The organism is Pseudomonas sp. R1-43-08, from assembly GCF_003852255.1.
Lineage (GTDB): Bacteria > Pseudomonadota > Gammaproteobacteria > Pseudomonadales > Pseudomonadaceae > Aquipseudomonas.
On the sequence record NZ_CP027734.1, the window covers coordinates 4,169,284 to 4,194,389 of the forward strand.

Consider the following 25,106-nt stretch of genomic DNA (forward strand, 5'->3'; position numbering starts at 1 on the left):
GAGGGGGCTTGCTCCCGATGGCGGTGGGTCAGCCAGTTCATCTATAGCTGACCCACTGCCATCGGGAGCAAGCCCCCTCCCACATTTTGATGTGTGTTTATTCAGAAACTAATGCGTCGACCTCGGCGGTGCCAGGGGAAGTTGCCGGCCCCCAGCGCATCACCGCCAGCGCCGCTGCCGCATTCGCTCGACGGGCCGCCTCAACCGGTTTCAAGCCCTTTGCCAATCCGGCAATGAATACCCCCGCATGCGCATCCCCTGCACCATTGCTATCCACTGCCTGCACCCTGAAACCGGGCACATGCTTGATATCGCCCACCTGCCCCACCCAGCAACCATTCGGCCCATCGCGCACCACCAATAGCGTCTCGGCCGGCAGGTGTCGACTCAGTTCGGGCAACGCGGCGGCGATATCCATGGCCCCGGTGAATGCCAGGGCTTCAGGGCCGTTGCTGGTCCAGATATCGATACGCGGCAACAACGCGCGCATCAAGGCCGAGTCCGGCGCCTTGACCAGCGGGCCCGGATCGAACACCACCATCACCTTGCGCGGCAGCGCCAGCAACCAGTCGATCAGTGGCTGCGCCTTGCCTTCAAGCAGCAGGCTGTAACCACTGACATACACGTAATCGTCGGCACGCGGGACGATGCCGGCGAGGTCTTCGGCACTGAGTTCACCCTCAGCACCCAGATGGGAAATGAACGTGCGCTCCGTGGTGGCTTCGGTCAGGGCCACGCACAGGCCAGTGTCCTTGCCGCCGCTCGCCGGCAATGCCATCTCGATCCCTTCGGCCTGCATCGCAGCGCGGGCCAGGTCACCAAATCGGCCGCTGCCGTGCCGCCCCAGGTAAACCACCGGCAGGCCATTGCGCCGCGCCGCAGCCATGACGTTAAAGCCGCCACCGGCTTCGAAACGGGCAGAGCTGGCCAGCACGTCGCCACCGCTCGCCGGTAACCTATCCAGGGCCATGACCAGGTCGACGATGACCTGCCCGGTGTGCAGCAATCTAGACATTAGGGCTCTCGACTAAAGCCGCACGCCGATCGGCCGCGCCGCCCAATACTGCGTACACCCCGCCGGCTACCAGGAAGGTGACGACCCAGCCGAGGCCGTTATGGCCGAGCCAGGAGTCGGACAGCGGCCCGGCAAACCAGATGTTGTCGGCGGTGGTGCCGATGGTGGTGAAGCTGAACCCCAGCACGATGGCCAACGCCCACGCGCCAAACGCGCGCCACTCCACACCGCCGCGATACCAGTAGGCGCTGCTCGAGCTGACATCCAGCAAATCCGTGGGGCTGTAGTAGTGACGGTGAATCAGGTCGACCACGAAAATCCCCACCCAGGCGGTGATCGGTACCGCCAGCAACGAGATAAAGGTAATGAACGGGCCGTAGAAGCTGTCGGCGATCAGCATGAAATAAATGGAGCCGGCAAAAATCGCCACGATGTCGACGATCACCGCATGCACACGCTTGACCTTCAAGCCCAGGGTCAGGGTGGTAAGACCGGCGGAATACACCGACAGGTTATTCGACAACAGCAGCCCGCCGAACGCGGTGATCAAGTAAGGCACCGCCATCCAGGTCGGCAGCATGTCGCGGATCGCAATGATCGGGTCCGTGGCCGACGCCAGGTCGTTGTTACCCACCGACAGCAGGCCGCCAAGGGTGATCAGCAACACCAGCGGAATGCCCGCGCCGAACGCGGCGGAGGCCACCAGGCGCACCGCCTTGACGCTGCGATGCTGGTAACGCGACATGTCGGCACCGGCGTTGGCCCAACCGATACCGGTGCCGGCCGCCATGGTGCCGACGCCGATGATCATGGCACTCAGCGGCGCCGGGGTGGCGTTGAACACCGCGCTCCAATCGATGGTGGCGCAGAGGAAGCCGCCCACCAGGATATTCAGGGCGCCGAACACGTAGGTCGCCCATTTCTGGATCACCAGCAAGGTGGCATGGCCCAGGCCGGAAACGGCCAGGGTCAGCAGCACGAAGAGGCCGATGAAGATCAGGGTAAGCAACGGCGCGCTTTTCGCTTCCACCGGGGAACCGAACAGGATCGAGCACAGCGACAGCAACACAAAGGCGGCCGTGGTGGTGTTGACCGTTTCCCAGCCCAGGCGCGACATCAGCGACACCAGGGTCGGCCCGATATTGCCGCGTACGCCGAAGATCGCGCGGGACAAGGTCAGGCTGGGCGCGCGGCCACGGCGACCGGCGATGGAGATGATGCCCACCACCGCAAAAGAGCCGGCAGCGCCGAGGACCGCGACGATGATCGCCTGCCAGATGGCCAGGCCACGAAACGCCACCAGCGTGGCGCCGAGCGGCAAGCCGAGGATGCTGATATTGGCCGCGAACCATACCCAGAACAGCTGCAGCGGATGCCCGTTGCACTCGCCTTCGGGGACCGGTTCGATGCCGCGCGTTTCCAATTGCCCGGCGCCTTGGCCGGAAGAAGGGCTGCTCATGTAGGGGCTCCTGATGCTTTATTGTTGTGGTTGTGGCAACGCGTCAATGACTCAACGCAACGCGAGCAGGCTTTGCACCAGCGGTTGCAGGTCCAGGCCATTCACGCGTTTGACCTGCTCGACCATCGCGTGCGGCCAGCACTGCATGCCCAGACAGGCACCGAGCATGGCGCCGAGGATCGCAGCGATGGTGTCGGTGTCGCCCCCCAGGCTCGCGGCCAGGCACAGCGCCTCGAAGGCGTTCATGTCACCCGACGCGACTTGCTGCGCGAGGGCGAACGACACCACCACCGATTCCTGGGACGCGACGGAGGTGCCGATTAATTCATAGAGCAAGTCGGCGAACAGCGCGTTGTCGCCGCTGCCGACGCTCAGGGTGCGGGCCCAACTGATGCGGGTGGCGATGCGTCCGCCGGCTATCCAGTGGCCGTGGTGTTCGGCCTGTTGCGCAACCTGTGTGCCGATGTTGAGCGCTTCGCCCAGGTCGACGCCGTTGATGCCGGCCGAAACCACCGCCGCGACCGCTGCCGCGCTGGCAATGCCCAGGCTGGTGTTGTGGGTGACCTGGCAGGCCTGGATCACCGCCTGGATAAACCGCGCCGGGTCGCTGACATCGGCGGCGATGCCGACCGGCGTGATGCGCATGGCCGCGCCATTGGTGGTGCCGTAGCGCCCGGATTCTTCGGGAGTGTGCCCGGCGAGAATCATGTCGATCGCACGCTTGGTGGACGGCCCGAGCAAATCCTGGGAGCCCTTGGCGCGCATGGCCGCTTCCCAGTCGATCAGACGTTGGGCGAGCACGCTGGGTTCGATAATGCCGTAGCCTTCCACTAACAACTCACCGACCAGGATCGCCTGTTCGGTGTCATCGGTGATGGAACCGGCGGGCATGTTCGGCGCGATGGGCTGATCGGGACCAGCGTCGTGCAGGGCGGTGATCGCACCGAAACGCTGCCGGACTTGCTCACGGCTCAAGGATTGGGTGGGCATGCCCAGCGCATCGCCCAGGGCCAGGCCATAGAAAGCGCCCAGCGCGCGAATTTCAGCAGTCATTTGGAAGCCCCGAATTGCAGGTGCAAACGAAAGTGCAGCGGGTCGAGCAAGCTTTCAACATGCTCCATGAAACGCTCACGACGGTCATAGGTTGTGCGCGAGGCCTTGAGAAATACCGTGCCGGCCGGACGCCCGAGCAACAGCGCGTCGTCATCGCTCAGGGCCTCGGCGCCAAGCCATTGGTCGCCTGCGGCGCCTACATAGCCATAGGCCGCCAGGGTGATGGTCAGGGAATTGTCGATCAGGCCGATGCGGGGCAGGCTTTCCAGGTCGCCGGTGGCGGGCATCAGCGAGCGTTCCAGGGACACCGCCGTACCGTCGGCCGTGCGTCGCAGGCGGTCGAGGGCAATGAAGTGTTCGCTGCCGAAACGGCTGGCCAAGTCAGGGCGCGTCACCGCTTCGAAGCGCAGCACCTCGGTGCTCACCTGCGCGCCGGTGTCCGCCAGGGCCTGGGCCCAACCGTGGCGCTGGTCGAGCCCCATGCCGTCAAACGTGACGATGGAGCCGACACCGCTTTGGGTGGCGATGTAGTTGCGACGTTTGAGCTCAGCCAGCGCTTCGCGCAGCGTGCCACGACTGACCGCAAACTCTTCGGCCAATTGATGCTCTCCGGGCAACAGGAAACCGTCGGCGATCACCCCACCCTCGATACGGCGGATGAGTTCGTCAACGACGCGTTTTTTCTTATCGAATCGAACATGTCTAATCATGTACAAATTGATACCCGAAAGCCGACCTTCCCAGCAAGCGAATTATTGCAGGACAGTCAGAAAACCGGCCTCAGGGCTCCAGGCCAATTGGGTAAAACTCCCCGCTGCTCCATACGCCAAGCCAGTTTTGACCATTGATTGGACGGCTCACGGCCAGCTCGACCAATTGGTAGAACGCGTTGCGGTGCACCAGGGCCTCGAGGTTGCTGCGCACCCGCAGGTAAGGCGCCGGTTCCTCGGTGAGCGGATCGATCACCACACGCAACGGGTGTTCAGGGCCGGCGTCGATCTGTTCGTCGACATTGGTGGTAAACGTAAGGACCTGGCTTTCGCCCTGCCCTTGCACCTCGAGCGTGACGGCGACAAAGGGCGCGTCATCGACGCGGATGCCGACCTTCTCCACGGGCGTCACCAGGAAATAATCATCGCCATCGCGGCGGATGATGTTGGAGAACAACTTGACCATGGGTTTGCGCCCGATAGGCGTGCCCTGATAGAACCAGGTGCCGTCACGGGCGATGCGCATGTCGATATGGCCGCAGAAATCCGGGTTCCACAGATGCACCGGCGCCGGCCCTTTACCTTTGGGCAGTTGCGCCAACAGGTCGTTGGCCTTGGCGGTATCGGTCATGGGGGTCTCCTCAGGCTTACTGATCACTCATGCCCAGCAAGTTCCGGGCGTACTGGGCCAGGGGTCGGGCGATCAGATCTTGTGGCGAGTTGTCGTGGAACGTCAGTAAACCGCCACGACTGCGAATACGTGCAGTATCAATCAAATACTGGGTACTGGTCTCGATCAACATGATTTGGATCACGCCGCTGTCCAGGCCAAGGCGGTCCAGCGCTTGCTGGTCGGTCCACTCATCGGCGTTGCCGATACGGTCGTCGGCTGCCGCAAAACGGCAATACAGCAAGTAGTGAGCCCCCGCCGCGCGCGCTTCGGCCATGGCCTGCTCAAGGCCTTCAGGCTGACGGGCGCGACGCACCATGGGGAAATATTCGACGAAGCCGTTGAAGGCTTCTTCGGCTACCACGTTCGGTCGCGGATACGCGCTACCGGGCGGGACGAAAGCGCCCTGGGCGATAAAGATAAAGGAGTCCGGCTGCACACGGACCGAGGCGGTGCGGCGCGTATCGCTGTGGTCGAGCAAGCCGGCGTCGCTCATCTGATAGCGGGTGCCTTCGGCCATATCGCTGACGGTCATGCAACCACTCAGCGCCAACGACGCCAGCAACAAAACCAGACTACGCATCCTATTCCTCCAGAAGCCGGTGACGGAAAACCGGCGAATGGGCGTGAGATGCAGAATCTGCGCCAGCTTGAATCAAATGTGGGAGGGGGCTTGCTCCCGATAGCGGTGTATCAGCCAGCTTATCTTTAGCTGACACACCGCCATCGGGAGCAAGCCCCCTCCCACAGGGGATGTGCGCTGACTGAGTGGCATTCGAGCAAATCAGCCGCCAATGATCTTCATCACCGTCGCGCCGCCCGAGAACGCTACTTCCTGCTTGTCGCCCAGGGCCTTCATCAACAGCCCCTGCAACGCCGGCAGTGCCTGGTGGCGCGGCTGGTCCAGCAGGTCGCCGACGTAGTGACGGTTGCTCGACGACAGGCAGCCGTGCAACCAGCCCGTGGAGGACAGACGCAAGCGCGAGCAGGTACGGCAGAACGGCACGCTTTCATTGGCGATCACGCCAAAGAAGCCCTTGCCCGGCACTTCATAGCGCACGGCCGTGGCGTCGACAGGCGCATTGGCTTGCAGGTATTCGTGGTGTTCGCCGATCAGGCTGAGCAATTGTTGCAGGCTGACGAATTGCTGCAGGAACGCGTTGGAGTCCTTCGCCAAGTGCCCCATGCGCATCAACTCGATAAAGCGCAGCTCGTAGCCCCGCTCCAGGCAGTAATCGAGCAAGGGCATCACCTGGTCCAGGTTCTGGCCACGCAGGGGCACCATATTGACCTTGATCTTGATCCCGGCCGCGCGGGCCTGGTCCATACCGTCGAGCACAGTGGCCAGGTCGCCACCGCGGGCGATACTGCGGAAAGCGTCGGCGTCCAGGGTGTCGAGGGAAACGTTGATGCGCCGGATACCCGCGTCTACCAGCAGCGGCAGCTTGCGCGCCAGCAACTGGCCGTTGGTGGTCAGGCTGATATCGCTGAGCCCCATCTGCCCCACGGCGTCCATGAAGGCTTCCAGCTTGGGACTTACCAGCGGCTCACCACCGGTAATGCGCAAGCGGTCGATGCCCGCCGCTTCGATCAGATAAGCCACGCCTCGCGCCATCGCCTGGGCCGAGAGTTCGTCCTGCGCAGCGACCAGCCGCTTGCCGTTGGGCACGCAGTAGGTACATGCGTAATTGCAGGCTGAGGTCAGGCTGATCCGCAAATTGCGAAACCGCCTGCCTTGACGATCAACGATCATGAACCACTCCGGCAGAGGATATTTCGGGCGTGCTAGAAGCTGACTTATAAATCAGCTTTTAGCAAGATCCTTGCCTGAGTATATTCCTAGGGTACTGCGCCTGGCAGTAAATCATTGAGCCATCAGCGTGATGAATGACTCAGGCAGTGGGTGCTTCGCCAGCTTTTTCCGGGCCCGGCAAGTCAGCGCTGTGCTTGCGCTTGTTGCCCATGCGCACGCCGATGTCCATCAGGAACTGAAAGAAGCCTTCCTGGTCTTCCAGCACATTGCTCCAGAACGGCGAGTGGTACAGCGCGACGGCGCCATGTACCAGGGCCCAGGCGGCGCAGTAGTGGAAATACGGCGGCACGTCTTCGAGCTTGCCTTCACTGATACGGCCCTTGATCAGCAAGGTCAGGCGTTCGAAATTCGAGGCGCGGATCTTGTGCAGTTCCTCGACCATTTCCGGCACTTGATGGCCCTTGACGACCTTTTCTTCCAGGCGGTCAAACAGGCGGTAGCGCTGCGGGTCGCGCATGCGGAACTCGAAATAGGCTCGGGACAAGGCTTCTTTGTCCTTGTCGACATCGGCCGAATGCAGCAGCTCGTTCAAGTCGCGCTCGTAGTCGAGCATCAGGCGCAGGTAAATCTCGGCCTTGGACTTGAAGTGCTTGTAGATAGTGCCTTTGCCGATACCCACGGCATCCGCGATCATCTCGACGGTGACGCTGTCTTCGCCTTGTTCGAGGAACAATTTGAGTGCGGTGTCGAGAATTTCCTGCTCACGGCGGCGAAACTCACGGACCTTACGGGGTTCTTTATGCATGAGGAAGAGGTCTGCAAAGGTCGGAATAGGGAGGGTTTCGCGCGCCATGGATACGTGGCGATACGATTTACCCGATGCGAGGGATTATCCCGACTGAACGGTCGTTGGGCAACGCCTATGTGAACCCGCTACGCACTTAACTTTCAGTACGCCAACGATTTTGGCGATATCAGTCAGAAACAATACGCACCACTCGACCCGAGCATCCTGCGCAATGAGAACTCAAGCGAAGAGCGCGTATTCCAAATCTGTTTAAAAAACGACCAATCGACACTGGACTGAATCGGATAGTGATCAATACTTCAAGTGTCGGCGCGACATCTCCCCCAAGTGACGCGTCGACCTGGGTACCGACGGACTGTGTGCCCTTGTTTTACTCCTAATGGTCTTAGCCCGGATTCACCCCCCAGAACCCGGGTTTTTTTTGCCTGGGATTTGAGCGCGATCAGCAGGCCACATGGGCCAGTGGAAACAAACGCCTGAAGTTCTCAGTGGTCTGCTCGGCGAAGCGCTCGTAGGACTCACCGCGCAGCATTGCCAGATAATCCGCCACGTCACGCACATACTCGGGCAGGTTCGGCTTGCCGCGATGGGGGATCGGCGCCAGGTACGGCGAGTCGGTTTCCACCAGCAGCCGGTCGGCAGGCACCTGGCGGGCGACATCACGCAGCGCATCGGCATTGCGAAAGGTAACGATGCCCGACAGGGAAATGTAGAAGCCCAGGTCCAGAGCGGCCTTGGCCATCTCCCAATCCTCGGTAAAGCAATGCAATACACCTGCCTGGGGCAGCGCGGCTTCACGCAACAGCGCCAGGGTATCGGCGCGAGCCCCACGGGTGTGGACGATCACCGGTTTGCCGGTCTGTTGCGCGGCCTGCAGGTGCAGGCGGAACGAGGCCTGCTGCAGGTCGGCGGCTTCGGGTTCGTAGTGGTAATCCAGACCGGTTTCGCCAATGGCGACGACGCGCGGGTGATTGAGCTCGCCCAACAGCCAGTCCAGGGCCGGTGCTTCGCCGGGTTTGAGATCCAGCGGGTGGATACCCACCGAACAATCCACGTCGGCGTAGCGATCGGCGAGGGCTTTGACGTCGGCGGCGTTTTCGGCACTGACGCCGATGCACAGGAAGTGCCCTACCCCGCGCTGGCGCGCAGCCTCAAGGGCGGCGTCAAGGGAGCCGCCGTGCTGAGCGAGGTCGAGTCGATCAAGGTGACAGTGGGAATCTACGAGCATGGGTCTCTACAACTTGAGTGACGGAACGTGTCTGGCCAACGATACACCCGCTGGCCACGGAAATTAACGCCGGCCGAGCAGACCGACCCACTGCACCAGCAGCGCTTCGAGCAAGAGCACGCGGTTGAGGTTGGCCTTGCCGAGCACCTTCTGGCGCTGGGCGAGGATCCAGTCCTGAATGCTCAGCACCTTGTCCTGGGCACTTTTCTGCGCCAGGTATTGCACCACCTTGCGCATGTCCGGCAGGCCCAGGCCGTTTTCGTCCTGGGTCAGCTGGTAGCGCAGGATCAGGCTGGACCAGTCGCAGAACCAGTCGAACAGCAGCAACAGGGGAATGTCCTTCCACGCAGTTTCGGCCAATTGCGTGGCGGACAGTTCCTGTTTGATCAGCTTCTTCACCCCGTCCACGACCAGTGCACGTTGCTCGCGCACGCCCTGGGCTTGCAGCTTCACCGCAGCCAAAGGGGAACCGGCGGCCAGGGTCAGCAATTCAACCCGTTCTTGCGCCGAGCAGTCCGGCAGCGCCTGCGCCAGCCATTGCAGGCTCATGGCCTCGCTCGGCAACGGGCACGCCTGCTGCACGCAACGGCTGCGGATAGTCGGCAACAAGCGGCTGGACTGATGGCTCACCAGCAATAGCACGGTGTCGCCGGACGGTTCTTCAAGGCTTTTGAGCAAGGCGTTGGCGGCGTTGATGTTCATCGCCTCCACCGGCTCGATCAGCACCACCTTGCGCCCGCCCATCTGCGCGGTCTGCACCACGAAACTGACGAGGTCACGGACCTGGTCGACCTTGATCGCTTTGTCCGCTTCCTCAGGTTCCAGCACATAGTTGTCAGGATGGCTACCCGCCTTCAGCAGCAGGCAGGATTTGCATGCGCCGCAGGCTTCCAGGCCGACCGGGCGCTGGCACAACAAGCTGGCCATCAAGCGTTCGGCAAGGGCGCGCTTGCCGATGCCTGTCGGGCCGTGCAGCAAATAGGCGTGGGCGTGCTGGGCACGGCCGGCCAATTGTTGCCAGAGGCCGTCCTGCCACGGATAGGCATCAGCCACGGGCGCGCTCCAGCAGGGTGGGCAACAGCGCATCGATGGCGTGCTGCACCTGCGCCAGCGGCTGAGCCGCATCGAGCAGGTGGTAACGCGCAGGCTCCGCCTTGGCACGCGCGAGGAACGCAGCGCGCACAGCGTCGAAAAACCCCTGGCCTTCCAGCTCGAAACGATCCAGGCGGCCGCGTGCACTGGCGCGGGCCATCCCCACTTCCACCGGCAGGTCGAACAGCAGGGTCAGGTCTGGACGCAGAGCGCCCTGCACGAAGGTTTCCAGGGTAGCGATACGCTCCAGGCACAACCCACGACCACCGCCCTGGTAGGCGTAGGTGGAGTCAGTGAAACGGTCGCAGATCACCACGGCGCCGCGTGCCAGCGCCGGTCGGATGACCTCGGCCAGATGCTGGGCACGGGCGGCGAACACCAGCAGCAGCTCGGTGTCCGGATTCATCGGTTCATCACCCGGCGCCAGCAATACTTCACGGATGCGCTCGGCCAGCGGGGTACCGCCGGGCTCACGGGTCAACACCACTTCGATGCCCGCAGCACGCAGGCGCTCGGCCAGGTAGTCGCGGTTGGTGCTTTTGCCGGCGCCTTCCGGGCCTTCGAGGGTTATAAACAAGCCAGTCACAGGCAGTCCTTAGTCAGAGTCATTGCGGGCTTTGGGGGGCGCTGGTGTCCGGCGCAGGCTCTGCCGGTACGTCAACCGGTGGCACCGCGTCGTCCAGCGGCTTGGCCGTCGGTGCCGGGCTGGAACGGTAATCGGTGCGGCGCTTGAGCTGAAATTCACGCACGGCGGCATTATGCGCATCCAGGTCATCCGAGAAAATATGGCTGCCATCGCCACGGGCGACGAAATACAGGCTGCTGCCCGGCACCGGGTTCAGTGCGGCATGAATCGCCTCGCGGCCGACCATGGCGATGGGTGTCGGCGGCAGGCCGGCGATCATGTAGGTGTTATAGGGGTTGGCTTCCTTGAGATGGGCGCGGGTCAACTTGCCGTTGTAGCGCTCACCCAGGCCGTAGATCACCGTGGGATCGGTCTGCAACATCATGCCCATCTTCAGGCGACGCACGAACACACCGGCAATTTGCCCGCGCTCTTCGGGCACGCCGGTTTCCTTTTCCACCAGGGAGGCCATGATCAGGGCTTGATAAGGTTCTGTGTAAGGCGCATCCGCGGCGCGCCTGCTCCACTCCTGGGCCAGTACATCATCGAGGCGGTTGTAGGCTTTCTTCAGGAATTCGACATCGGTCATGCCGCGCACGAAACGGTAGGTGTCGGGGAAGAAGCGGCCTTCAGGGAATACGCCAGGATGGCCGAGCTTGTCCATCACTTCGCTGTCACTGAGGCCCGAGAGGCTCTGCACGATCTTGTCATGCTTGGCCAGGGCCGAGCGTACCTGGCGAAAGTTCCACCCCTCCACCAGGGTCAGGCTGTATTGCACCACTTCCCCACGCTGCCACAGGCCGATCAGGCCTTCGGCGGTCATGCCTGGGGTCATCCGGTATTCGCCGCTGTGCAGCGGCTGGCCCTCGAGGTTGAAACGCCAATAAAGACGCAGCCAGAAGGCACCGTCGAGCACGCCATCGGCTTCCAGACGATTGAAGGTGCCAGTGGGCGTCGCCCCTGCCGGCACATCGAGCAATTGCTCCTGGGTCAAATGCAACGGCTGTTTCAAGGCAGCGTTGTATTTCCAGGCGCAAAAGCCCGCCAGCAAAGCCGCCGAGCACACACCGATCAGCAGCAGCACAACCAGTTTTCGTATCACTCAAATATCCAATAGCGCGCGAACAATGCCTTGCAGTTTACGGGTGAGCGGGCCAACCGACCAGCTCATCCCAGCGCACTCGCGTACCGGCCAGATGCCATAAACGCTGTTGCACACAAAGACTTCGTCGGCCTGCTGCAACTGTTCGAGGCTGATGTCGGCCACAGCCACCGGGACGCCCAGCACTTGCGCCTGGGCCAGGATCTCGGCGCGCATAACGCCGGCAACGCCGCAACGCTTCAGATCAGCGGTTAGTAACAAGCCATTGCGCACCAGGAACAGGTTGCTGAACACGCCTTCAATGACACGACCGGACGTATCCAGCATCAAGCCTTCGGCATGCTCGGCATCCCGCCATTCGGCGCGGGCGATCACCTGCTCAAGGCGGTTGAGGTGTTTGAGCCCGGCCAGCAGCGGTTGTTCGGCCAAGCGGGTGACACACGCAAACAGGCGGATGCCGTCGGTTCCATGGGTTTCGGGATAAGCGGCAGGCGGACTGCCCTGCAGGATACGGCGCGCAGCGGCCTCGGGGTCGATGCCATAACCGCGCTGGCTGTCGCCACGGGTCAGGATCAACTTGAGCACGCCATCGCCAAGGGCTGTGGCATAGGCCAGCACCTCGCTACGGACCAGCCCGTGATCTGCGGCTAACCCAAGGCGCCTGCAGCCCTCATGGAGGCGCTGCAGATGACGGTCAAGCAGCACCGGCTGCCCGGCCTTGACCGCGATGGTTTCAAACACCCCATCGCCATACGCCAGGCCGCGATCTTTCAGGGGCACGCTGTCCGCTGGCTGACCGTCGACCCAGCTGTGCATCACTCGGCGAACCGGCGGAACACCAGCGAGCCGTTAGTGCCACCAAAACCAAACGAGTTGGAGATCACCACGTCGATCGGCATCGGTTGCGCTTCGTGAGGCACGAAGTTCAGGTCGCAACCTTCGTCCGGCTCATCGAGGTTGATGGTCGGCGGAGCGACCTGGTCCTTGATGGCCATGACACTGAAGATCGCCTCGACCGCGCCCGCCGCGCCCAGCAGATGGCCGGTCATGGACTTGGTGGAGCTGACGGCCAGCTTATAGGCATGCTCGCCGAACACCGACTTGATGGCCTCGGCTTCCGCCAGATCGCCGGTTGGCGTCGAAGTGCCATGGGCATTGATGTACTGCACCTGGTCGGCGTTGACCTTCGCATCGCGCAAGGCGTTGGTGATGCAACGCGCGGCACCGGCACCGTCGGCCGGTGGCGAGGTCATGTGGTAGGCGTCGCCGCTCATGCCAAAGCCGATCAGCTCGGCATAGATGGTGGCACCGCGCGCCTTGGCATGCTCCAACTCTTCCAGCACCAGGGCGCCGGCACCGTCGGACAGTACGAAACCGTCGCGGCCTTTGTCCCACGGACGGCTGGCACGGGTCGGTTCGTCGTTGCGGGTCGACAGCGCACGGGACGCGCCGAAGCCGCCCATGCCCAGGCCGCAGGCGGCCATCTCGGCGCCGCCGGCGATCATCACGTCGGCTTCATCGTAGGCGATATTGCGCGCCGCCATGCCGATGCAGTGAGTGCCCGTGGTGCACGCCGTTGCGATGGCGTAGTTAGGCCCCTGTGCGCCCAGGTGGATCGACAGGAAACCGGAAATCATATTGATGATCGAGCCCGGCACGAAGAACGGTGAAATTCGACGGGGGCCGGAATCGTGCAGCGTGCGGCTGGTTTCTTCGATATTGGTCAGGCCACCAATACCCGAACCCATGGCCACGCCGATGCGCTCACGGTTGGCGTCGGTGACCTCCAGGCCGGCATTGCGCACCGCCTGAAAACCGGCTGCCAGGCCGTACTGAATGAACAGGTCGAGCTTGCGGGATTCCTTGATCGAGAGGTATTCCTCGACATTGAAACCCTTTACCGAGCCGCCAAAACGGGTGGAATAGGCAGAAAGGTCCGTGTGTTCGATCAGACCGATACCACTGTGGCCAGCCAGAATGCCCTGCCAACTGCTTGGCACATCCGTGCCCAGTGGCGACAACATACCCATACCGGTGACTACGACGCGTCTACGCGACACAGCACTCTCCTTTTTCTAATGACGACACTTTGCTTCGCAGCGTACTTTTCGTCACCGCTTAAAGAAAAAACCGCACGCCGTTACAGCAGTGCGGTTTTTCCCTGACAGCAAGCGACGACTACAAACTATTACGCCTGGTGGGCAGTAACGTAGTCGATAGCAGCTTGAACAGTAGTGATTTTTTCAGCTTCTTCGTCCGGGATTTCGGTCTCGAATTCCTCTTCCAGAGCCATCACCAGCTCAACGGTGTCAAGGGAATCGGCACCCAGGTCTTCTACGAAGGAAGCAGTGTTGGTCACTTCTTCTTCTTTGACGCCCAGTTGCTCGGCAACGATTTTCTTGACGCGCTCTTCGATGGTGCTCATACCTTGTTTAACTCCTAATGGACAAATTCAGGCAGCTGGCCAGTGGGTAAGTGTATAGAAAGCCATTTCAGCTTTTCAACTGAAAGCTTCACCCTGTACCCGCTCTGCCACCTGCCTATAAATTAAGTTGCAGCTTTATAACGGATTTTAGACAGCTCGTATGACATATTTTTGAAGCGATCCGTCACAATTTAACTCATGTACATCCCGCCGTTCACTGGAATTGTAGCCCCAGTCACGTATGCCGCACCGTCAGATGCCAGGAAAGTGACCACATTCGCGATCTCTTGAGCCTGGCCCAGACGGCCCAGCGGAATCTGCGTCAGCAAGGCTTCACGCTGTGCTTCCGGCAGTTCGCGGGTCATATCGGTGTCGATGAACCCTGGAGCCACCGAGTTGACCGTAATCGACCGCGAACCGACTTCACGCGCCAGTGCACGGCTGAAACCTTCCAGACCGGCCTTGGCGGAGGCGTAGTTTACTTGGCCGGCGTTGCCCATGGCACCCACTACGGAGCCAATATTGATAATTCGGCCCCAACGCGCCTTGGTCATGCCGCGCAAAACGCCCTTGGACAGGCGGAACAGACTGTTCAGGTTGGTATCGACCACGTCGTACCATTCGTCGTCTTTCATGCGCATCATCAGGTTATCGCGGGTGATACCGGCATTGTTCACCAGAATCGCCGGCGCACCGAACTGAGCGGTGATCTCAGCCAGCACTGCCGCCACGGACGCATCACTGGTCACATTCAGCTCAAGGCCGGTGCCCTGCACGCCGTTTTCCTTGAGGGTCGCGGCGATACGCTCGGCGCCCGAAGCGGAAGTGGCGGTGCCGATCACAACGGCGCCCTGACGGCCCAGCTCCAGGGCGATGGCCTGGCCGATGCCACGGCTTGCGCCGGTAACCAGTGCAACTTTACCTTGCAGACTCATGCAGGCTTCTCCTAAGTACAAAATCGGGATTAAGCGTTCAGGCCAGTGCCGCGAGCGGCAGCGAAGGCTTCAGGGGTATTGAGGTTGGCAGTCGACACACCGTCGGCGCAGCGCTTGTTCAGGCCGGCCAGGACTTTGCCCGGACCGCACTCGACCAGCTCGGTGGCGCCGTTGGCGGCCAGGGTCTGCACCGATTCCACCCAGCGTACCGGCTTGTAGAGCTGCTCCAGCAGGTCGCGCTTGAGGGTGTCCAGGTCAGGGGCAACCGCCGCGCTGACGTTCTGCACCAGCGGGATCTGCGGCGCCTGCCAGTTGATGGCAGCGATAGACTCGGCAAAACGCTCGGCGGCCGGGCGCATCAGTTCGCAGTGCGACGGCACGCTGACCGGCAACGGCAGCGCACGCTTGGCGCCACGGGCCTTGCAGCCTTCGATGGCGCGTTCGACCGCCGCCTTGGCACCGGCGATGACCACTTGACCAGGGGAGTTGAAGTTGACCGCGCTGACCACTTCGCCCTGGGCCGCTTCGGCACAGGCTTCGATCACCACGGCGTCGTCCAGGCCCAGGATAGCGGCCATGCCGCCCTGCCCGGCCGGAACGGCTTCCTGCATCAATTGACCACGACGCTCGACCAGTTTGACCGCTTCAGCGAGGGTCAGGCTGCCCGCCGCGACCAGCGCGCTGTATTCGCCCAGGCTGTGGCCGGCAACGAATGCCGGGCGCGCGCCGCCTTCGGCCAGCCACAAGCGCCACAGGGCGATCGAAGCGGTCAGGATGGCCGGCTGGGTCTTATCGGTTTGATTGAGTTGCTCTTCCGGCCCCTGCTGGGTCAACGCCCACAGGTCGTAACCCAGTGCGTCGGAAGCTTCCTTGAAGGTGTCCAGGATCAGCGGGTATTGCGCGCCCAGCTCGGCCAACATGCCGAGGGACTGCGAACCCTGCCCTGGAAAGACGAATGCGAGGGATGTAGACATGTAACAAGCCCCTAATGATCTTGTCGTCGGAAAGAGGCGCCCCTACGGTGGGGGCGCACGAAACTGACAGATTGGATGGTCAATTGAACTGGCCGGTCACATTTAAGCACTCCCGGGCCAATTCGCCTAAGGCAACAGATCCTCGAGACGGCCGTGCAAACGTTGCGGCAGGTTTTCCTGAATCTCGATCACGGCCCGCGCAATGGCACTTTGAAAGCCTTCCACACCGGCCGAACCGTGGCTTTTCACCACAATGCCCTGCAAACCCAGAAAACTCGCGCCGTTGTGCCTGGCCGGGGCCAGGTCGGCCTGCAGACGGCGCATCAATGGCAGCGCCAGGGCGCCAACAGCACGCGACACCAGGTTCTGTTTGAACAGCGCTTCGATGCGCGTGGCGATCATGGTCGCCAGGCCCTCGCTGGATTTGAGCAGGATATTGCCGACGAACCCGTCGCACACCACCACATCCGCCTCACCACGGTACAAACCGTCACCCTCGACAAAGCCGACGTAGTTCAAGCCTCGCGCGCCCTGCAGCAATGCAGCGGCGAGCTTGACCTGCTGGTTGCCCTTGATGTCTTCGGTGCCGATGTTCAGCAAGGCCACGCGTGGCCGTACCACGCCCAGCGCTTCGGCCGCCACCGAGCCCATCACGGCGAACTGGAACAGGTGCTCGGCACTGCAGTCGACGTTCGCCCCCAGGTCCAGCAACTGGCAATAACCTTTCTGCGTCGGAATCGCCGCCACCATCGCCGGCCGGTCGATGCCCGGCAGCGTCTTGAGCACATGCCGCGACAGAGCCATCAGCGCGCCCGTATTGCCGGCACTGACACAGGCTTGCACCTTGCCGTCGCGCAGCAATTGCAACGCCACACGCATGGACGAGTCGGGCTTGCCGCGCAGGGCCGCTGCCGGTTTTTCGTCCATGGTGATGGCTTCGCTGGCCGCTGTAACCGTCAGGCGCGCACGATCCACCGCCGGATGGCTGGCAATCAGTTCTTCAAGAAGGGAGGGTTGACCGACGAGGGTCAGGTGCAGCGAGGGCGTTGCAGACAGGCTGGCAATGCAGGCCTGAACAATGCTGCGGGGACCGAAGTCCCCGCCCATTGCGTCAATCGCGATGACTTGAGCAGACAAGTGATTACTCGTCAGCGCCCTTGTCGATCACTTTACGGCCACGGTAAACGCCTTCTGGCGAAACGTGGTGACGCAGGTGAATTTCACCGGTGGTTTTTTCTACAGACAGAGTGCTTGCCGTCAGGGCATCGTGCGAACGACGCATGTCACGGGCAGAGCGGGATTTTTTGTTCTGCTGAACAGCCATAATTGATTAACTCCTAAACGTTTGGGTCACGCTTTAACTGCGCCAATACACTGAACGGGTTGGACCGCGTTACCTCGTCCTCGCTCGGTTCGGGCTCGTCATCGAGACCCGCCGGCTGCTGGCATTCTTCCGGATGATGAGCAGGCACAATGGGCAAGGCGAGCAAAAGCTCCTCCTCGATCAGTGCATGCAGATCCAAAGGATCTTCGCCCAGTTCCAGCACGTCATAACCTTTCGGCAACGACTGGGTATTCGCACCCTCCTTCACCACGGCATAACTGCATTCGCTGTGGATCGGCAGGGTGACCAGCTCAAGACAACGCTGGCAAACCATCTTGACTTCGGTGTCGATAAAACTGTGGATTACCACAGACTTACGTTCATCTCGTTCAAAAACGAATTTGGCCTGGACCGCACCGACAGTGTCGGAAAGCGAGTCGCAGAGTCTCTCCAAATCGGCCAGCGGCAATTCACCTTGAAGGGAAGTGCCACGATCAGCCAATTTGCGCGGGTCAACGTGAGGTGGAATCGGGTCATTCAACATAGGCGCAGCATTATAGGGATGCCCCCAGCCATGTCAAAGGAAATTCAGCCCTGTGCGTCAGCCGGTCACGCCGCTAGAATCTGCGGCTGCCTTGAGGAGACGTCCATGCTGCCTTTATTACTTGCGTCCAGCTCGGTTTATCGCCGGGAATTACTGAGCCGCCTGCACTTGCCGTTCACCTGCGGCGCACCGGATATCGATGAAAGCCATCGCCCGGATGAATCCGCCATTGCGCTGGTCAAGCGCCTGGCCGAAGAGAAAGCGCGCGCCCTCGCCGCCAGTCATCTAGGACACCTGATCATCGGCTCGGATCAAGTGGCTGCGCTTGAAGGACGGATTATCGGCAAGCCGCACACCTTCGAAAACGCCCGCGAGCAATTGCTGGCAGCCAGCGGCAAGCGTGTGAGCTTCCTCACCGGACTGGCGCTGCTCAATAGCGATACCGGGCACTGCCAGGTCGACTGCATCCCTTTTACGGTGCACATGCGCGAACTGAGCGTTGAACGCATCGAACGCTACCTGCGGGTCGAGCAGCCGTATGACTGCGCGGGCAGCTTCAAGGCCGAAGGCCTGGGCGTGAGCCTGTTCCAGAGCACCGAAGGGCCGGATGCGACCAGCCTTGTGGGCCTGCCGCTGATTCGCCTGGTAGATATGCTGCTGGCGGAAGGTGTGCAAATCCCCTAGATACACCACAAATCCAAATGTGGGAGGGGGCTTGCTCCCGATGGCAGTGTGTCAGCCACAGATAAGCTGGCTGATCCACCGCTATCGGGGGCAAGCCCCCTCCCACATTTTGTCCTGCGTCTACTTTGAGCTATCAGCGCAGGGTCGGGCCCTGGAAGCCCATGTACAGGGCCAGCTTCTCAGCCACACTGGCGCCGAGCTTTTTGGAGAAGCGGTCAAACGGCGATTCCTCAACCGTAAAATCCACCAGTTCCTTCTCGCCAATCACATCCCGTGCTACCGAACTGGCACTGCCCAGACCGTCGATCAAGCCTAGCGGCAGCGCTTGCTCACCCGACCACACGAGGCCGGAGAACAGCTCTGGATGGTCCTTGTCCTTCAGCCGATCGCCACGCCCTTGCTTGACGCTGGCAATGAACTGACGATGGGTGGTATCGAGCACGCCCTGCCAGAACTGGGTTTCATCGGCCTTTTGCGGCTGGAACGGGTCGAGGAACGCCTTGTGCTCCCCCGACGTGTAGGTGCGACGCTCCACGCCCAGCTTCTCCATGGTACCGACAAAACCGTAGCCGGCCGCCGTCACGCCAATGGAGCCGACCAGGCTGGCCTTGTCCGCATAGATCTGGTCGGCAGCGCTGGCGATGTAATAGGCACCCGAAGCCCCCAGGTCCGAGATCACCGCATAAAGCCTGGTATCTGGATGCAGGGCGCGCAGACGGCGGATCTCGTCATACACATAACCCGACTGCACCGGGCTGCCACCGGGGCTATTGATGCGCAGGACCACGCCTTTGACCTTGGGGTCTTCGAACGCGGCGCGCAGGCTGCTGACGATATTGTCGGCGCTGGCGGGCTCCTTGTCGGCGATCACCCCGCGCACTTCGATCAAGGCGGTGTAGTGGCTGCTACGGGTGGCGCTTTTTTCCATGTCCATCAGCGGGCTGAACAACGCCAGCATGCCCAGCAGATACACGAAGGTCAGCAGCTTGAAGAAAATCCCCCAACGCCGTGAACGACGCTGCTCCTGCACGCTGGCCAACAAGGTCTTTTCCAGCAACTTCCAGCTTTTGTCGTCGCTGCCAACGGCCTTTTCAGGCGCTTTCCACTCGTCACTCATGCCATTAACCCCAGCAAAGACTTATTGAGCCCGACCGAGCCAGGCCTGCAGTTCAGAAAAATGATCGATCGTCAGCCTGGGCTCATATTGCTGCAAGGCTTCGGCCGCCTGGGCGCCGTAGCTGACCGCCACGCTGTCCATGCCGGCATTGCGCGCCATTATCAGGTCGAAGGACGCGTCCCCCACCATCAGTGCCTGGCGCGGCGCTACACCGCAGTGAGCCAGGATCTGCTCCAGCATCAGAGGGTGGGGTTTGCTGGCGGTTTCATCCGCGGCACGGGTGATGTCGAAATAATCGTCCCAGCCATGTGCCTTGAGCACGCGGTCAAGCCCGCGCCGGGCCTTGCCGGTGGCCACGGCGAGGTAATAGCCCTGGGCACGGAACGCCTCCAGGAACTGCCTCACACCGTCGAACAGCGGGGAAGGCTCGGCTTCCAGGGCGATGTAGTGATCCGCGTAGTGCTGTCGAAACGCGATCAGCTGCGAGTCGTCGATCAGTGGGTACAGGGTGCGGATGGCCTCGGGCAAGCCCAGGCCGATGATGCCCTTGACCGCCAGGTCGCTGCACGGCTCGAAGCCGGAACGGGTCGAGGCCATGTGCATCGACTCGACAATCCGCCCTATGGAGTTGGCCAGCGTTCCATCCCAGTCGAAGATCAGCAGCTTGTAATCAAGGCGCGACACTCAAACGCTCCACGGTCTTGGCCCACATCTCATCGACTGGCGCCTGCAACTTCAACTCACCGCCATCGGGCAGCGGCACGGTCAGCATATAGGCGTGCAGGAACAGACGCTTGCCGCCGAGGTCGCGAATTTCTTTGGAGAAATCCTCGTCACCGTATTTGGTATCACCGGCAATGCAATGGCCAGCGTGCAGGGTGTGCACGCGAATCTGGTGGGTACGCCCGGTGACCGGCTTGGCCTCGACCAGGGTGGCGAAGTCGCCGAAGCGGCGCAGCACCTTGAACAGGGTCAGGGCCTCTTTGCCCTCCTCGTCCACTTCCACCATACGTTCACCGGAGCGCAGGTTGCTTTTCTGCAACGGCGCTCGCACGCTCTTGATCGAGCTGGCCCAGTTACCTCGCACCAGCGCCATGTAGCGCTTGTCCACGCCATCGCCACGCAGGGCGGTGTGCAGGTGACGCAACATGCTGCGCTTCTTGGCGATCATCAACAGGCCGGAGGTGTCGCGGTCCAGTCGGTGGACCAATTCCAGCTCCTTGGCATCCGGGCGCAACTGACGAAAGGCTTCGATCACGCCGAACGTCAGACCGCTGCCGCCGTGAACGGCAATGCCGCAGGGCTTGTTGATCACGATGAGTTTGTTATCTTCGAACACGATCGAGGCTTCCAGGCGCTGCAGCAGGCCCTGGGCCAGCGGCACCGGCTCGTCGCGCTCGGGCACACGCACTGGCGGCACGCGGACGATATCGCCCGCCTGCAACTTGTATTCGGGCTTGATCCGACCTTTGTTCACGCGCACCTCGCCTTTGCGCAAGATGCGGTAAATCAAGGTCTTGGGCACGCCCTTGAGCCTGGCCAGGAGAAAATTATCGATGCGTTGGCCGGCATATTCCGGCGAGACCTCGAGCAGCTGGACGCTGGGGGTCTGGGGGGCGGTAGTCGTCATGGCGGCGATGATAACAATTTTTTATGGAATTGAAGCACTTAATCATTGCTGCTATAGTCGCGAACGCCGCCAAAAGCGGCCTGGACAGAGGACTTGCGGCAAACTGCCGGCCCTGACCATCGCAATTCATCAGGACGCGAGGCCGTCCTACGGGGCGTTCGCCACCTTGGAAGGCTTGAGATTGTAACAAGCGCAGGTGACATGAGGCCTGAAGCGAGTGCGCAAAGCAGAGTGAATACTCGCCTTGCGCGCCGATATTTACGGCCAGTTCACAAAGTGCAGTCAGTCTCGGGCCAGACCATGGCGAATGCTTCGGAAACAACGCCTGTTAAGAGCTGAGTGCGAGCGCAGTCGCCCACACCTAGTCTTGTTTAGCCATGAGCGTGGACTCCCCATTGGAGAACACGGTAAATGCCAACCCGCTGCGGATTCTGCGCGCGGCAGCACCCGAATTATCAGGGATACGTGTAGGGTGGAGATGCACAACCGTCGGACCGTGTAGCACTAGGCTTATATTTAGACGCTTCATCTCGTCCACAGTCGCCGGTTGATTCCTCCTCCTGACCTTAGCTTTTGTTGAAGTGGTGCCTTTGTCACCACCGCTAACAAGCAGGACGCGTCCGTCGCGATACCCGCCCAATTGGCAGGTTTTGCTGGACACTGGAGTGGCCAACCACTCTTGACGCACCTGACACCGACCGTGAGAAGTCGTGTGTGCCGAACGCCGTTTCCGGCAGCCCGGAAACCGACGGTACAACATGAAAAGAATGCTGATTAACGCAACCCAACCCGAAGAGTTGCGTGTTGCACTGGTAGATGGCCAACGCCTCTACGACCTGGATATCGAATCCGGTGCCCGCGAGCAAAAGAAGGCCAACATCTATAAAGGCCGTATTACTCGCATCGAACCTAGCCTTGAGGCTGCCTTTGTCGATTTCGGCTCCGAGCGCCACGGCTTCCTGCCCCTCAAAGAAATCTCCCGCGAATACTTCAAGAAGGCCCCCGAAGGCCGGGTGAACATCAAGGACGTCCTGAGCGAAGGCCAGGAAGTCATCGTTCAGGTCGAGAAAGAAGAACGTGGCAACAAGGGCGCTGCCCTGACCACCTTCATCAGCCTGGCTGGCCGTTACCTGGTGCTGATGCCGAACAACCCGCGTGCCGGCGGTATTTCCCGTCGCATCGAAGGCGAAGAGCGCAACGAACTGCGTGAAGCGCTCAACGGCCTGATCGCTCCGGCCGACATGGGCCTGATCGTGCGCACTGCAGGCTTGGGCCGCAGCAGCGAAGAAATGCAGTGGGACCTCGACTACCTGCTGCAACTCTGGACCGCCATCAAAGAAGCGTCCCTGGATCGCTCCGCGCCCTTCCTGATCTACCAGGAAAGCAACGTGATCATCCGCGCCATCCGCGATTACCTGCGCCAGGACATCGGCGAAGTGCTGATCGACAGCGTTGAAGCCCAGGACGAAGCCCTGACCTTCATCCGCCAGGTGATGCCGCAGTACGCCAGCAAGATCAAGCTGTACGAAGACAGCGTTCCGCTGTTCAACCGTTTCCAGATCGAAAGCCAGATCGAGACCGCTTTCCAGCGCGTAGTCGAACTGCCTTCCGGCGGCTCCATCGTGATCGACCCGACCGAAGCCCTGGTGTCCATCGACATCAACTCGGCACGCGCCACGAAGGGTAGCGACATCGAAGAAACCGCCCTGCAGACCAACCTGGAAGCGGCTGAAGAAATCGCCCGCCAGCTGCGCCTGCGTGATATCGGCGGCCTGATCGTGATCGACTTCATCGACATGACCCCGGCCAAGAACCAGCGCGCCGTGGAAGAGAAAGTCCGCGAATGCCTGGAAGCTGACCGTGCCCGCGTGCAGGTCGGCCGCATCTCGCGCTTCGGCCTGCTGGAAATGTCCCGTCAGCGCCTGCGCCCATCCCTGGGTGAAAGCAGCGGCATCGTTTGCCCGCGTTGCAATGGCACCGGCATCATCCGTGACGTTGAATCGCTGTCGCTCGCGATCCTGCGCCTGATCGAAGAAGAAGCCCTGAAAGACCGCACCGCCGAAGTTCGCGCACAAGTGCCGATTCCGGTTGCCGCCTTCCTGCTCAACGAAAAACGCAACTCGATCACCAAGATCGAACTGCGCACCCGTGCCCGTATCGTCATCCTGCCGAACGATCACCTCGAGACGCCGCACTTCGAAGTGCAGCGCCTGCGCGATGACAGCCCGGAAGCCCACAGCGGCCAGTCCAGCTACGAAATCGCCGCTGCCGCTGCCGAAGTGGAAGAAGTCCAGCCAGCCGCCGCGACCCGCACCCTGGTTCGCCAGGAAGCCGCGGTGAAGACCGCACCGGCCCGTGCCAACGCACCGGTTCCGGTTGAAGCCGCCGCTCCGGTTGCCGCACCGGCCGCCCTGCCTGAGCCAAGCCTGTTCAAAGGCCTGGTGAAATCCCTGGTCAGCCTGTTCGCCACCAAGGAAGAGCCCGCCGCGCCGGTTGTGGTTGAAAAAACCGCCGCCGAACGCCCTGCGCGCAACGAAGAGCGTCGCAACGGTCGTCAGCAGAGCCGTAACCGCAACGGTCGCCGCGACGAAGAGCGCAAGCCGCGCGAAGAACGTGCTCCGCGTGAAGAACGCGCGCCCCGTGAAGAGCGTGCACCTCGCGAAGCCCGTGAAGAAACCCCGACCGTAGCCCGTGAAGAACGCGCACCTCGCGAGGAGCGTGCACCGCGCACTCCACGTGCCCCACGTGAAGACCGCAAGCCGCGCGGCGAGCGTGAAGAACGTGTGCGCGAACTGCGCGAGCCTCTGGACGCGGCACCTGCCGTTGCCGCAGCCGCAGCCGCAACCACCGAAGAACGCCCGGCTCGTCAGCCGCGTGAAGAACGCGCGCCACGTGAGGAACGCCAACCACGTGCTCCGCGTGAAGAGCGTCAACCGCGCGCCGAACAAGCCGCTGCCGCCAGCGAAGAAGAAGTGCTGACCGGCGAAGAGCAACTGCAGGAAGATGGCCAGGACAACGCCGAAGGCGATCGTCCACGCCGCCGCTCCCGTGGTCAGCGTCGTCGCAGCAACCGTCGTGAGCGTCAGCGTGATGCCAACGGCAACGTGATCGAAGGCTCGGAAGAAGCCGGCGAGCACGCAGAAGCTGGCAACCACGAACCGACCGGTGACGAACTGGCTGCCGGCCTGGCCGTGACTGCCGCTGTGGCCAGCTCGGTCATCAGCGCACCGGCTGAAGCCCAGGCTCATGAGCAGGCTGAACGCGCTACCGCCGCTGTCGAAGATAATGCTGCTTTCGAAGAGACCGCTACGGTAGAAGCGCCCGTTGCCGAGACTCCAGTGGTTGAAGCACCGGTGGTGGAAGCCACTACCCCAATCGAAACCCCAGTGGTTCCGGAAGTGGAAGTAGCACCGGTTCGCGACGCTCAACCCGTGACCGAAGTGGTTGCCGTTGAAGTCGCCTCGGTCGTCGAGCCTGAGCCAGTGGTTCAAGCGCCCGAGCAAGCACCGGTTGCTGAAGAAGCTGCTCCAGTGGTGCGTGAAGTTCGCGAAGAACAGACCGCCTTCCAATGGACCGCCGAACCTGCCGCTCCGGTTGAAGCGCCTGCGCCTGCGCCGGTGGTAGAGGAAGCGCCAACTCCGGTTGCCGAAGTCGTGGTTGCCGAGCCTGCCCCAGTGGTTGAGCCGTCCCCTGTGATCGAGCCAACGGCGGTCGTAGAGCCTGCGCCAGTCGTGGAAGCCCCGGTGGTAGCCGAAGTCGCCGCTCCGGTGGTTGAAGCTGCACCGGCAAGCGCCCTGACTGAAAACGGCCGTGCACCGAACGACCCACGTGAAGTGCGTCGCCGCCGCAAGGAAGCCGAGGCTGCCGCTGCTGCTGCAGCGTTAGAGCAAAAGGCCCAGGAAGAAGAGCACGAGCCTAAACCCCTCGTCTGATTCCATCGGCTATTAAAAAGCCCCGC

At 61.8% G+C, this 25,106-nt stretch carries 25 protein-coding genes; 2 read left to right on the forward strand and 23 right to left on the reverse strand.

Features of this window, described 5'->3' with window-relative positions:
- Positions 1-97: 97 nt before the first annotated feature.
- The 20 genes from C4J87_RS19050 to C4J87_RS19145 form a co-directional block, all read right to left on the reverse strand.
- A complete protein-coding gene (locus C4J87_RS19050; RefSeq protein ID WP_124368015.1) occupies positions 98-1,015 on the reverse strand; it encodes a PfkB family carbohydrate kinase in 918 nt (305 codons plus the stop codon).
- A complete protein-coding gene (locus tag C4J87_RS19055; protein WP_124368016.1) occupies positions 1,008-2,474 on the reverse strand; it encodes a cytosine permease in 1,467 nt (488 codons plus the stop codon). The genes C4J87_RS19050 and C4J87_RS19055 overlap by 8 nt, the downstream gene beginning before the upstream one ends.
- 51 nt (positions 2,475-2,525) lie before the next feature.
- Positions 2,526-3,527, reverse strand: a complete 1,002-nt coding sequence (locus C4J87_RS19060) for an ADP-ribosylglycohydrolase family protein (protein ID WP_124368017.1) — start codon at positions 3,525-3,527, stop codon at positions 2,526-2,528.
- On the reverse strand, positions 3,524-4,237 hold the full coding sequence (locus C4J87_RS19065; RefSeq protein ID WP_124368018.1) for a GntR family transcriptional regulator: 714 nt from the start codon (positions 4,235-4,237) through the stop codon (positions 3,524-3,526). Before C4J87_RS19065 ends, C4J87_RS19060 begins: the two co-directional genes overlap by 4 nt.
- A gap of 70 nt (positions 4,238-4,307) precedes the next feature.
- Positions 4,308-4,868, reverse strand: a complete 561-nt coding sequence (locus C4J87_RS19070; RefSeq protein ID WP_124364001.1) for a DUF1285 domain-containing protein — start codon at positions 4,866-4,868, stop codon at positions 4,308-4,310.
- A gap of 16 nt (positions 4,869-4,884) precedes the next feature.
- Complete coding sequence (locus C4J87_RS19075) at positions 4,885-5,490, reverse strand: DUF4823 domain-containing protein (protein WP_124368019.1); 606 nt, start codon at positions 5,488-5,490, stop codon at positions 4,885-4,887.
- A 201-nt stretch (positions 5,491-5,691) separates the two neighbouring features.
- On the reverse strand, positions 5,692-6,660 hold the full coding sequence (locus C4J87_RS19080; RefSeq protein WP_124368020.1) for a GTP 3',8-cyclase MoaA: 969 nt from the start codon (positions 6,658-6,660) through the stop codon (positions 5,692-5,694).
- Positions 6,661-6,799: 139 nt separating this feature from the next.
- Positions 6,800-7,465: a TetR/AcrR family transcriptional regulator gene (locus C4J87_RS19085; protein WP_124368021.1), complete on the reverse strand. Its 666-nt coding sequence runs from the start codon at positions 7,463-7,465 to the stop codon at positions 6,800-6,802.
- A 445-nt stretch (positions 7,466-7,910) separates the two neighbouring features.
- Complete coding sequence (locus C4J87_RS19090) at positions 7,911-8,696, reverse strand: TatD family hydrolase (RefSeq protein ID WP_124364005.1); 786 nt, start codon at positions 8,694-8,696, stop codon at positions 7,911-7,913.
- A gap of 63 nt (positions 8,697-8,759) precedes the next feature.
- Positions 8,760-9,749 carry a DNA polymerase III subunit delta' gene (locus C4J87_RS19095; RefSeq protein ID WP_124368022.1) on the reverse strand — a complete coding sequence of 330 codons (990 nt, stop codon included), beginning with the start codon at positions 9,747-9,749 and terminating at the stop codon, positions 8,760-8,762.
- A complete protein-coding gene (gene tmk, locus C4J87_RS19100; protein WP_124368023.1) occupies positions 9,742-10,374 on the reverse strand; it encodes a dTMP kinase in 633 nt (210 codons plus the stop codon). The genes C4J87_RS19095 and tmk overlap by 8 nt, the downstream gene beginning before the upstream one ends.
- A 19-nt stretch (positions 10,375-10,393) precedes the next feature.
- On the reverse strand, positions 10,394-11,515 hold the full coding sequence (gene mltG, locus C4J87_RS19105) for an endolytic transglycosylase MltG (protein ID WP_124368024.1): 1,122 nt from the start codon (positions 11,513-11,515) through the stop codon (positions 10,394-10,396).
- Positions 11,516-12,331, reverse strand: a complete 816-nt coding sequence (pabC, locus tag C4J87_RS19110) for an aminodeoxychorismate lyase (protein WP_124368025.1) — start codon at positions 12,329-12,331, stop codon at positions 11,516-11,518.
- Positions 12,331-13,575: a beta-ketoacyl-ACP synthase II gene (gene fabF, locus C4J87_RS19115; protein ID WP_124364010.1), complete on the reverse strand. Its 1,245-nt coding sequence runs from the start codon at positions 13,573-13,575 to the stop codon at positions 12,331-12,333. The genes pabC and fabF overlap by 1 nt, the downstream gene beginning before the upstream one ends.
- A 128-nt stretch (positions 13,576-13,703) precedes the next feature.
- Entirely contained in the window at positions 13,704-13,940 is a 237-nt protein-coding gene (gene acpP, locus C4J87_RS19120; RefSeq protein WP_010566559.1) for an acyl carrier protein, read from the reverse strand.
- 191 nt (positions 13,941-14,131) lie between these two features.
- Positions 14,132-14,875, reverse strand: a complete 744-nt coding sequence (gene fabG, locus C4J87_RS19125) for a 3-oxoacyl-ACP reductase FabG (RefSeq protein ID WP_124368026.1) — start codon at positions 14,873-14,875, stop codon at positions 14,132-14,134.
- A 29-nt stretch (positions 14,876-14,904) separates the two neighbouring features.
- Positions 14,905-15,849: an ACP S-malonyltransferase gene (fabD, locus tag C4J87_RS19130; protein ID WP_124368027.1), complete on the reverse strand. Its 945-nt coding sequence runs from the start codon at positions 15,847-15,849 to the stop codon at positions 14,905-14,907.
- A gap of 126 nt (positions 15,850-15,975) precedes the next feature.
- Complete coding sequence (gene plsX, locus C4J87_RS19135) at positions 15,976-16,986, reverse strand: phosphate acyltransferase PlsX (RefSeq protein WP_124368028.1); 1,011 nt, start codon at positions 16,984-16,986, stop codon at positions 15,976-15,978.
- A gap of 4 nt (positions 16,987-16,990) precedes the next feature.
- The gene (gene rpmF / locus C4J87_RS19140; protein WP_008152339.1) at positions 16,991-17,173 is read right to left on the reverse strand and encodes a 50S ribosomal protein L32; all 183 of its coding nucleotides are present in this window, start codon (positions 17,171-17,173) and stop codon (positions 16,991-16,993) included.
- Positions 17,174-17,186: 13 nt separating this feature from the next.
- Positions 17,187-17,717, reverse strand: coding sequence for a YceD family protein (locus tag C4J87_RS19145; RefSeq protein ID WP_124364014.1), 531 nt, complete (start codon positions 17,715-17,717; stop codon positions 17,187-17,189).
- Between the two features lie 105 nt (positions 17,718-17,822).
- Between C4J87_RS19145 and C4J87_RS19150 the strand changes: the two genes are divergently transcribed.
- On the forward strand, positions 17,823-18,401 hold the full coding sequence (locus tag C4J87_RS19150) for a nucleoside triphosphate pyrophosphatase (protein WP_124368029.1): 579 nt from the start codon (positions 17,823-17,825) through the stop codon (positions 18,399-18,401).
- Positions 18,402-18,534: 133 nt separating this feature from the next.
- Here the strand turns inward: C4J87_RS19150 and C4J87_RS19155 are convergent, their stop codons facing one another.
- The 3 genes from C4J87_RS19155 to rluC are packed head-to-tail and all read right to left on the reverse strand — an operon-like array spanning position 18,535 to position 21,148.
- Positions 18,535-19,518: a S49 family peptidase gene (locus tag C4J87_RS19155; RefSeq protein WP_124368030.1), complete on the reverse strand. Its 984-nt coding sequence runs from the start codon at positions 19,516-19,518 to the stop codon at positions 18,535-18,537.
- 21 nt (positions 19,519-19,539) lie between these two features.
- Positions 19,540-20,202, reverse strand: a complete 663-nt coding sequence (locus tag C4J87_RS19160; RefSeq protein WP_124368031.1) for an HAD-IA family hydrolase — start codon at positions 20,200-20,202, stop codon at positions 19,540-19,542.
- The gene (gene rluC, locus C4J87_RS19165) at positions 20,189-21,148 is read right to left on the reverse strand and encodes a 23S rRNA pseudouridine(955/2504/2580) synthase RluC (RefSeq protein WP_032886795.1); all 960 of its coding nucleotides are present in this window, start codon (positions 21,146-21,148) and stop codon (positions 20,189-20,191) included. Before rluC ends, C4J87_RS19160 begins: the two co-directional genes overlap by 14 nt.
- 758 nt (positions 21,149-21,906) lie before the next feature.
- On the opposite strand from rluC, the gene rne reads away from it, so the two are divergent.
- Entirely contained in the window at positions 21,907-25,080 is a 3,174-nt protein-coding gene (rne, locus tag C4J87_RS19170) for a ribonuclease E (protein WP_218566963.1), read from the forward strand.
- The last annotated feature ends 26 nt before the right edge of the window (positions 25,081-25,106 follow it).

Excerpts from the sequence above, each read along its gene's own strand:
- C4J87_RS19050 (WP_124368015.1), bottom strand. The coding sequence starts at position 1,015 with ATGTCTAGATTGCTGCACACCGGGCAGGTCATCGTCGACCTGGTCATG.
- C4J87_RS19055 (WP_124368016.1), bottom strand. The coding sequence starts at position 2,474 with ATGAGCAGCCCTTCTTCCGGCCAAGGCGCCGGGCAATTGGAAACGCGC.
- C4J87_RS19060 (WP_124368017.1), bottom strand. The coding sequence starts at position 3,527 with ATGACTGCTGAAATTCGCGCGCTGGGCGCTTTCTATGGCCTGGCCCTG.
- C4J87_RS19065 (WP_124368018.1), bottom strand. The coding sequence starts at position 4,237 with ATGATTAGACATGTTCGATTCGATAAGAAAAAACGCGTCGTTGACGAA.
- C4J87_RS19070 (WP_124364001.1), bottom strand. The coding sequence starts at position 4,868 with ATGACCGATACCGCCAAGGCCAACGACCTGTTGGCGCAACTGCCCAAA.
- C4J87_RS19075 (WP_124368019.1), bottom strand. The coding sequence starts at position 5,490 with ATGCGTAGTCTGGTTTTGTTGCTGGCGTCGTTGGCGCTGAGTGGTTGC.
- C4J87_RS19080 (WP_124368020.1), bottom strand. The coding sequence starts at position 6,660 with ATGATCGTTGATCGTCAAGGCAGGCGGTTTCGCAATTTGCGGATCAGC.
- C4J87_RS19085 (WP_124368021.1), bottom strand. The coding sequence starts at position 7,465 with ATGCATAAAGAACCCCGTAAGGTCCGTGAGTTTCGCCGCCGTGAGCAG.
- C4J87_RS19090 (WP_124364005.1), bottom strand. The coding sequence starts at position 8,696 with ATGCTCGTAGATTCCCACTGTCACCTTGATCGACTCGACCTCGCTCAG.
- pabC (WP_124368025.1), bottom strand. The coding sequence starts at position 12,331 with ATGCACAGCTGGGTCGACGGTCAGCCAGCGGACAGCGTGCCCCTGAAA.
- acpP (WP_010566559.1), bottom strand. The coding sequence starts at position 13,940 with ATGAGCACCATCGAAGAGCGCGTCAAGAAAATCGTTGCCGAGCAACTG.
- fabG (WP_124368026.1), bottom strand. The coding sequence starts at position 14,875 with ATGAGTCTGCAAGGTAAAGTTGCACTGGTTACCGGCGCAAGCCGTGGC.
- fabD (WP_124368027.1), bottom strand. The coding sequence starts at position 15,849 with ATGTCTACATCCCTCGCATTCGTCTTTCCAGGGCAGGGTTCGCAGTCC.
- rpmF (WP_008152339.1), bottom strand. The coding sequence starts at position 17,173 with ATGGCTGTTCAGCAGAACAAAAAATCCCGCTCTGCCCGTGACATGCGT.
- C4J87_RS19145 (WP_124364014.1), bottom strand. The coding sequence starts at position 17,717 with ATGTTGAATGACCCGATTCCACCTCACGTTGACCCGCGCAAATTGGCT.
- C4J87_RS19150 (WP_124368029.1), top strand. The coding sequence starts at position 17,823 with ATGCTGCCTTTATTACTTGCGTCCAGCTCGGTTTATCGCCGGGAATTA.
- C4J87_RS19155 (WP_124368030.1), bottom strand. The coding sequence starts at position 19,518 with ATGAGTGACGAGTGGAAAGCGCCTGAAAAGGCCGTTGGCAGCGACGAC.
- rluC (WP_032886795.1), bottom strand. The coding sequence starts at position 21,148 with ATGACGACTACCGCCCCCCAGACCCCCAGCGTCCAGCTGCTCGAGGTC.
- rne (WP_218566963.1), top strand. The coding sequence starts at position 21,907 with ATGAAAAGAATGCTGATTAACGCAACCCAACCCGAAGAGTTGCGTGTT.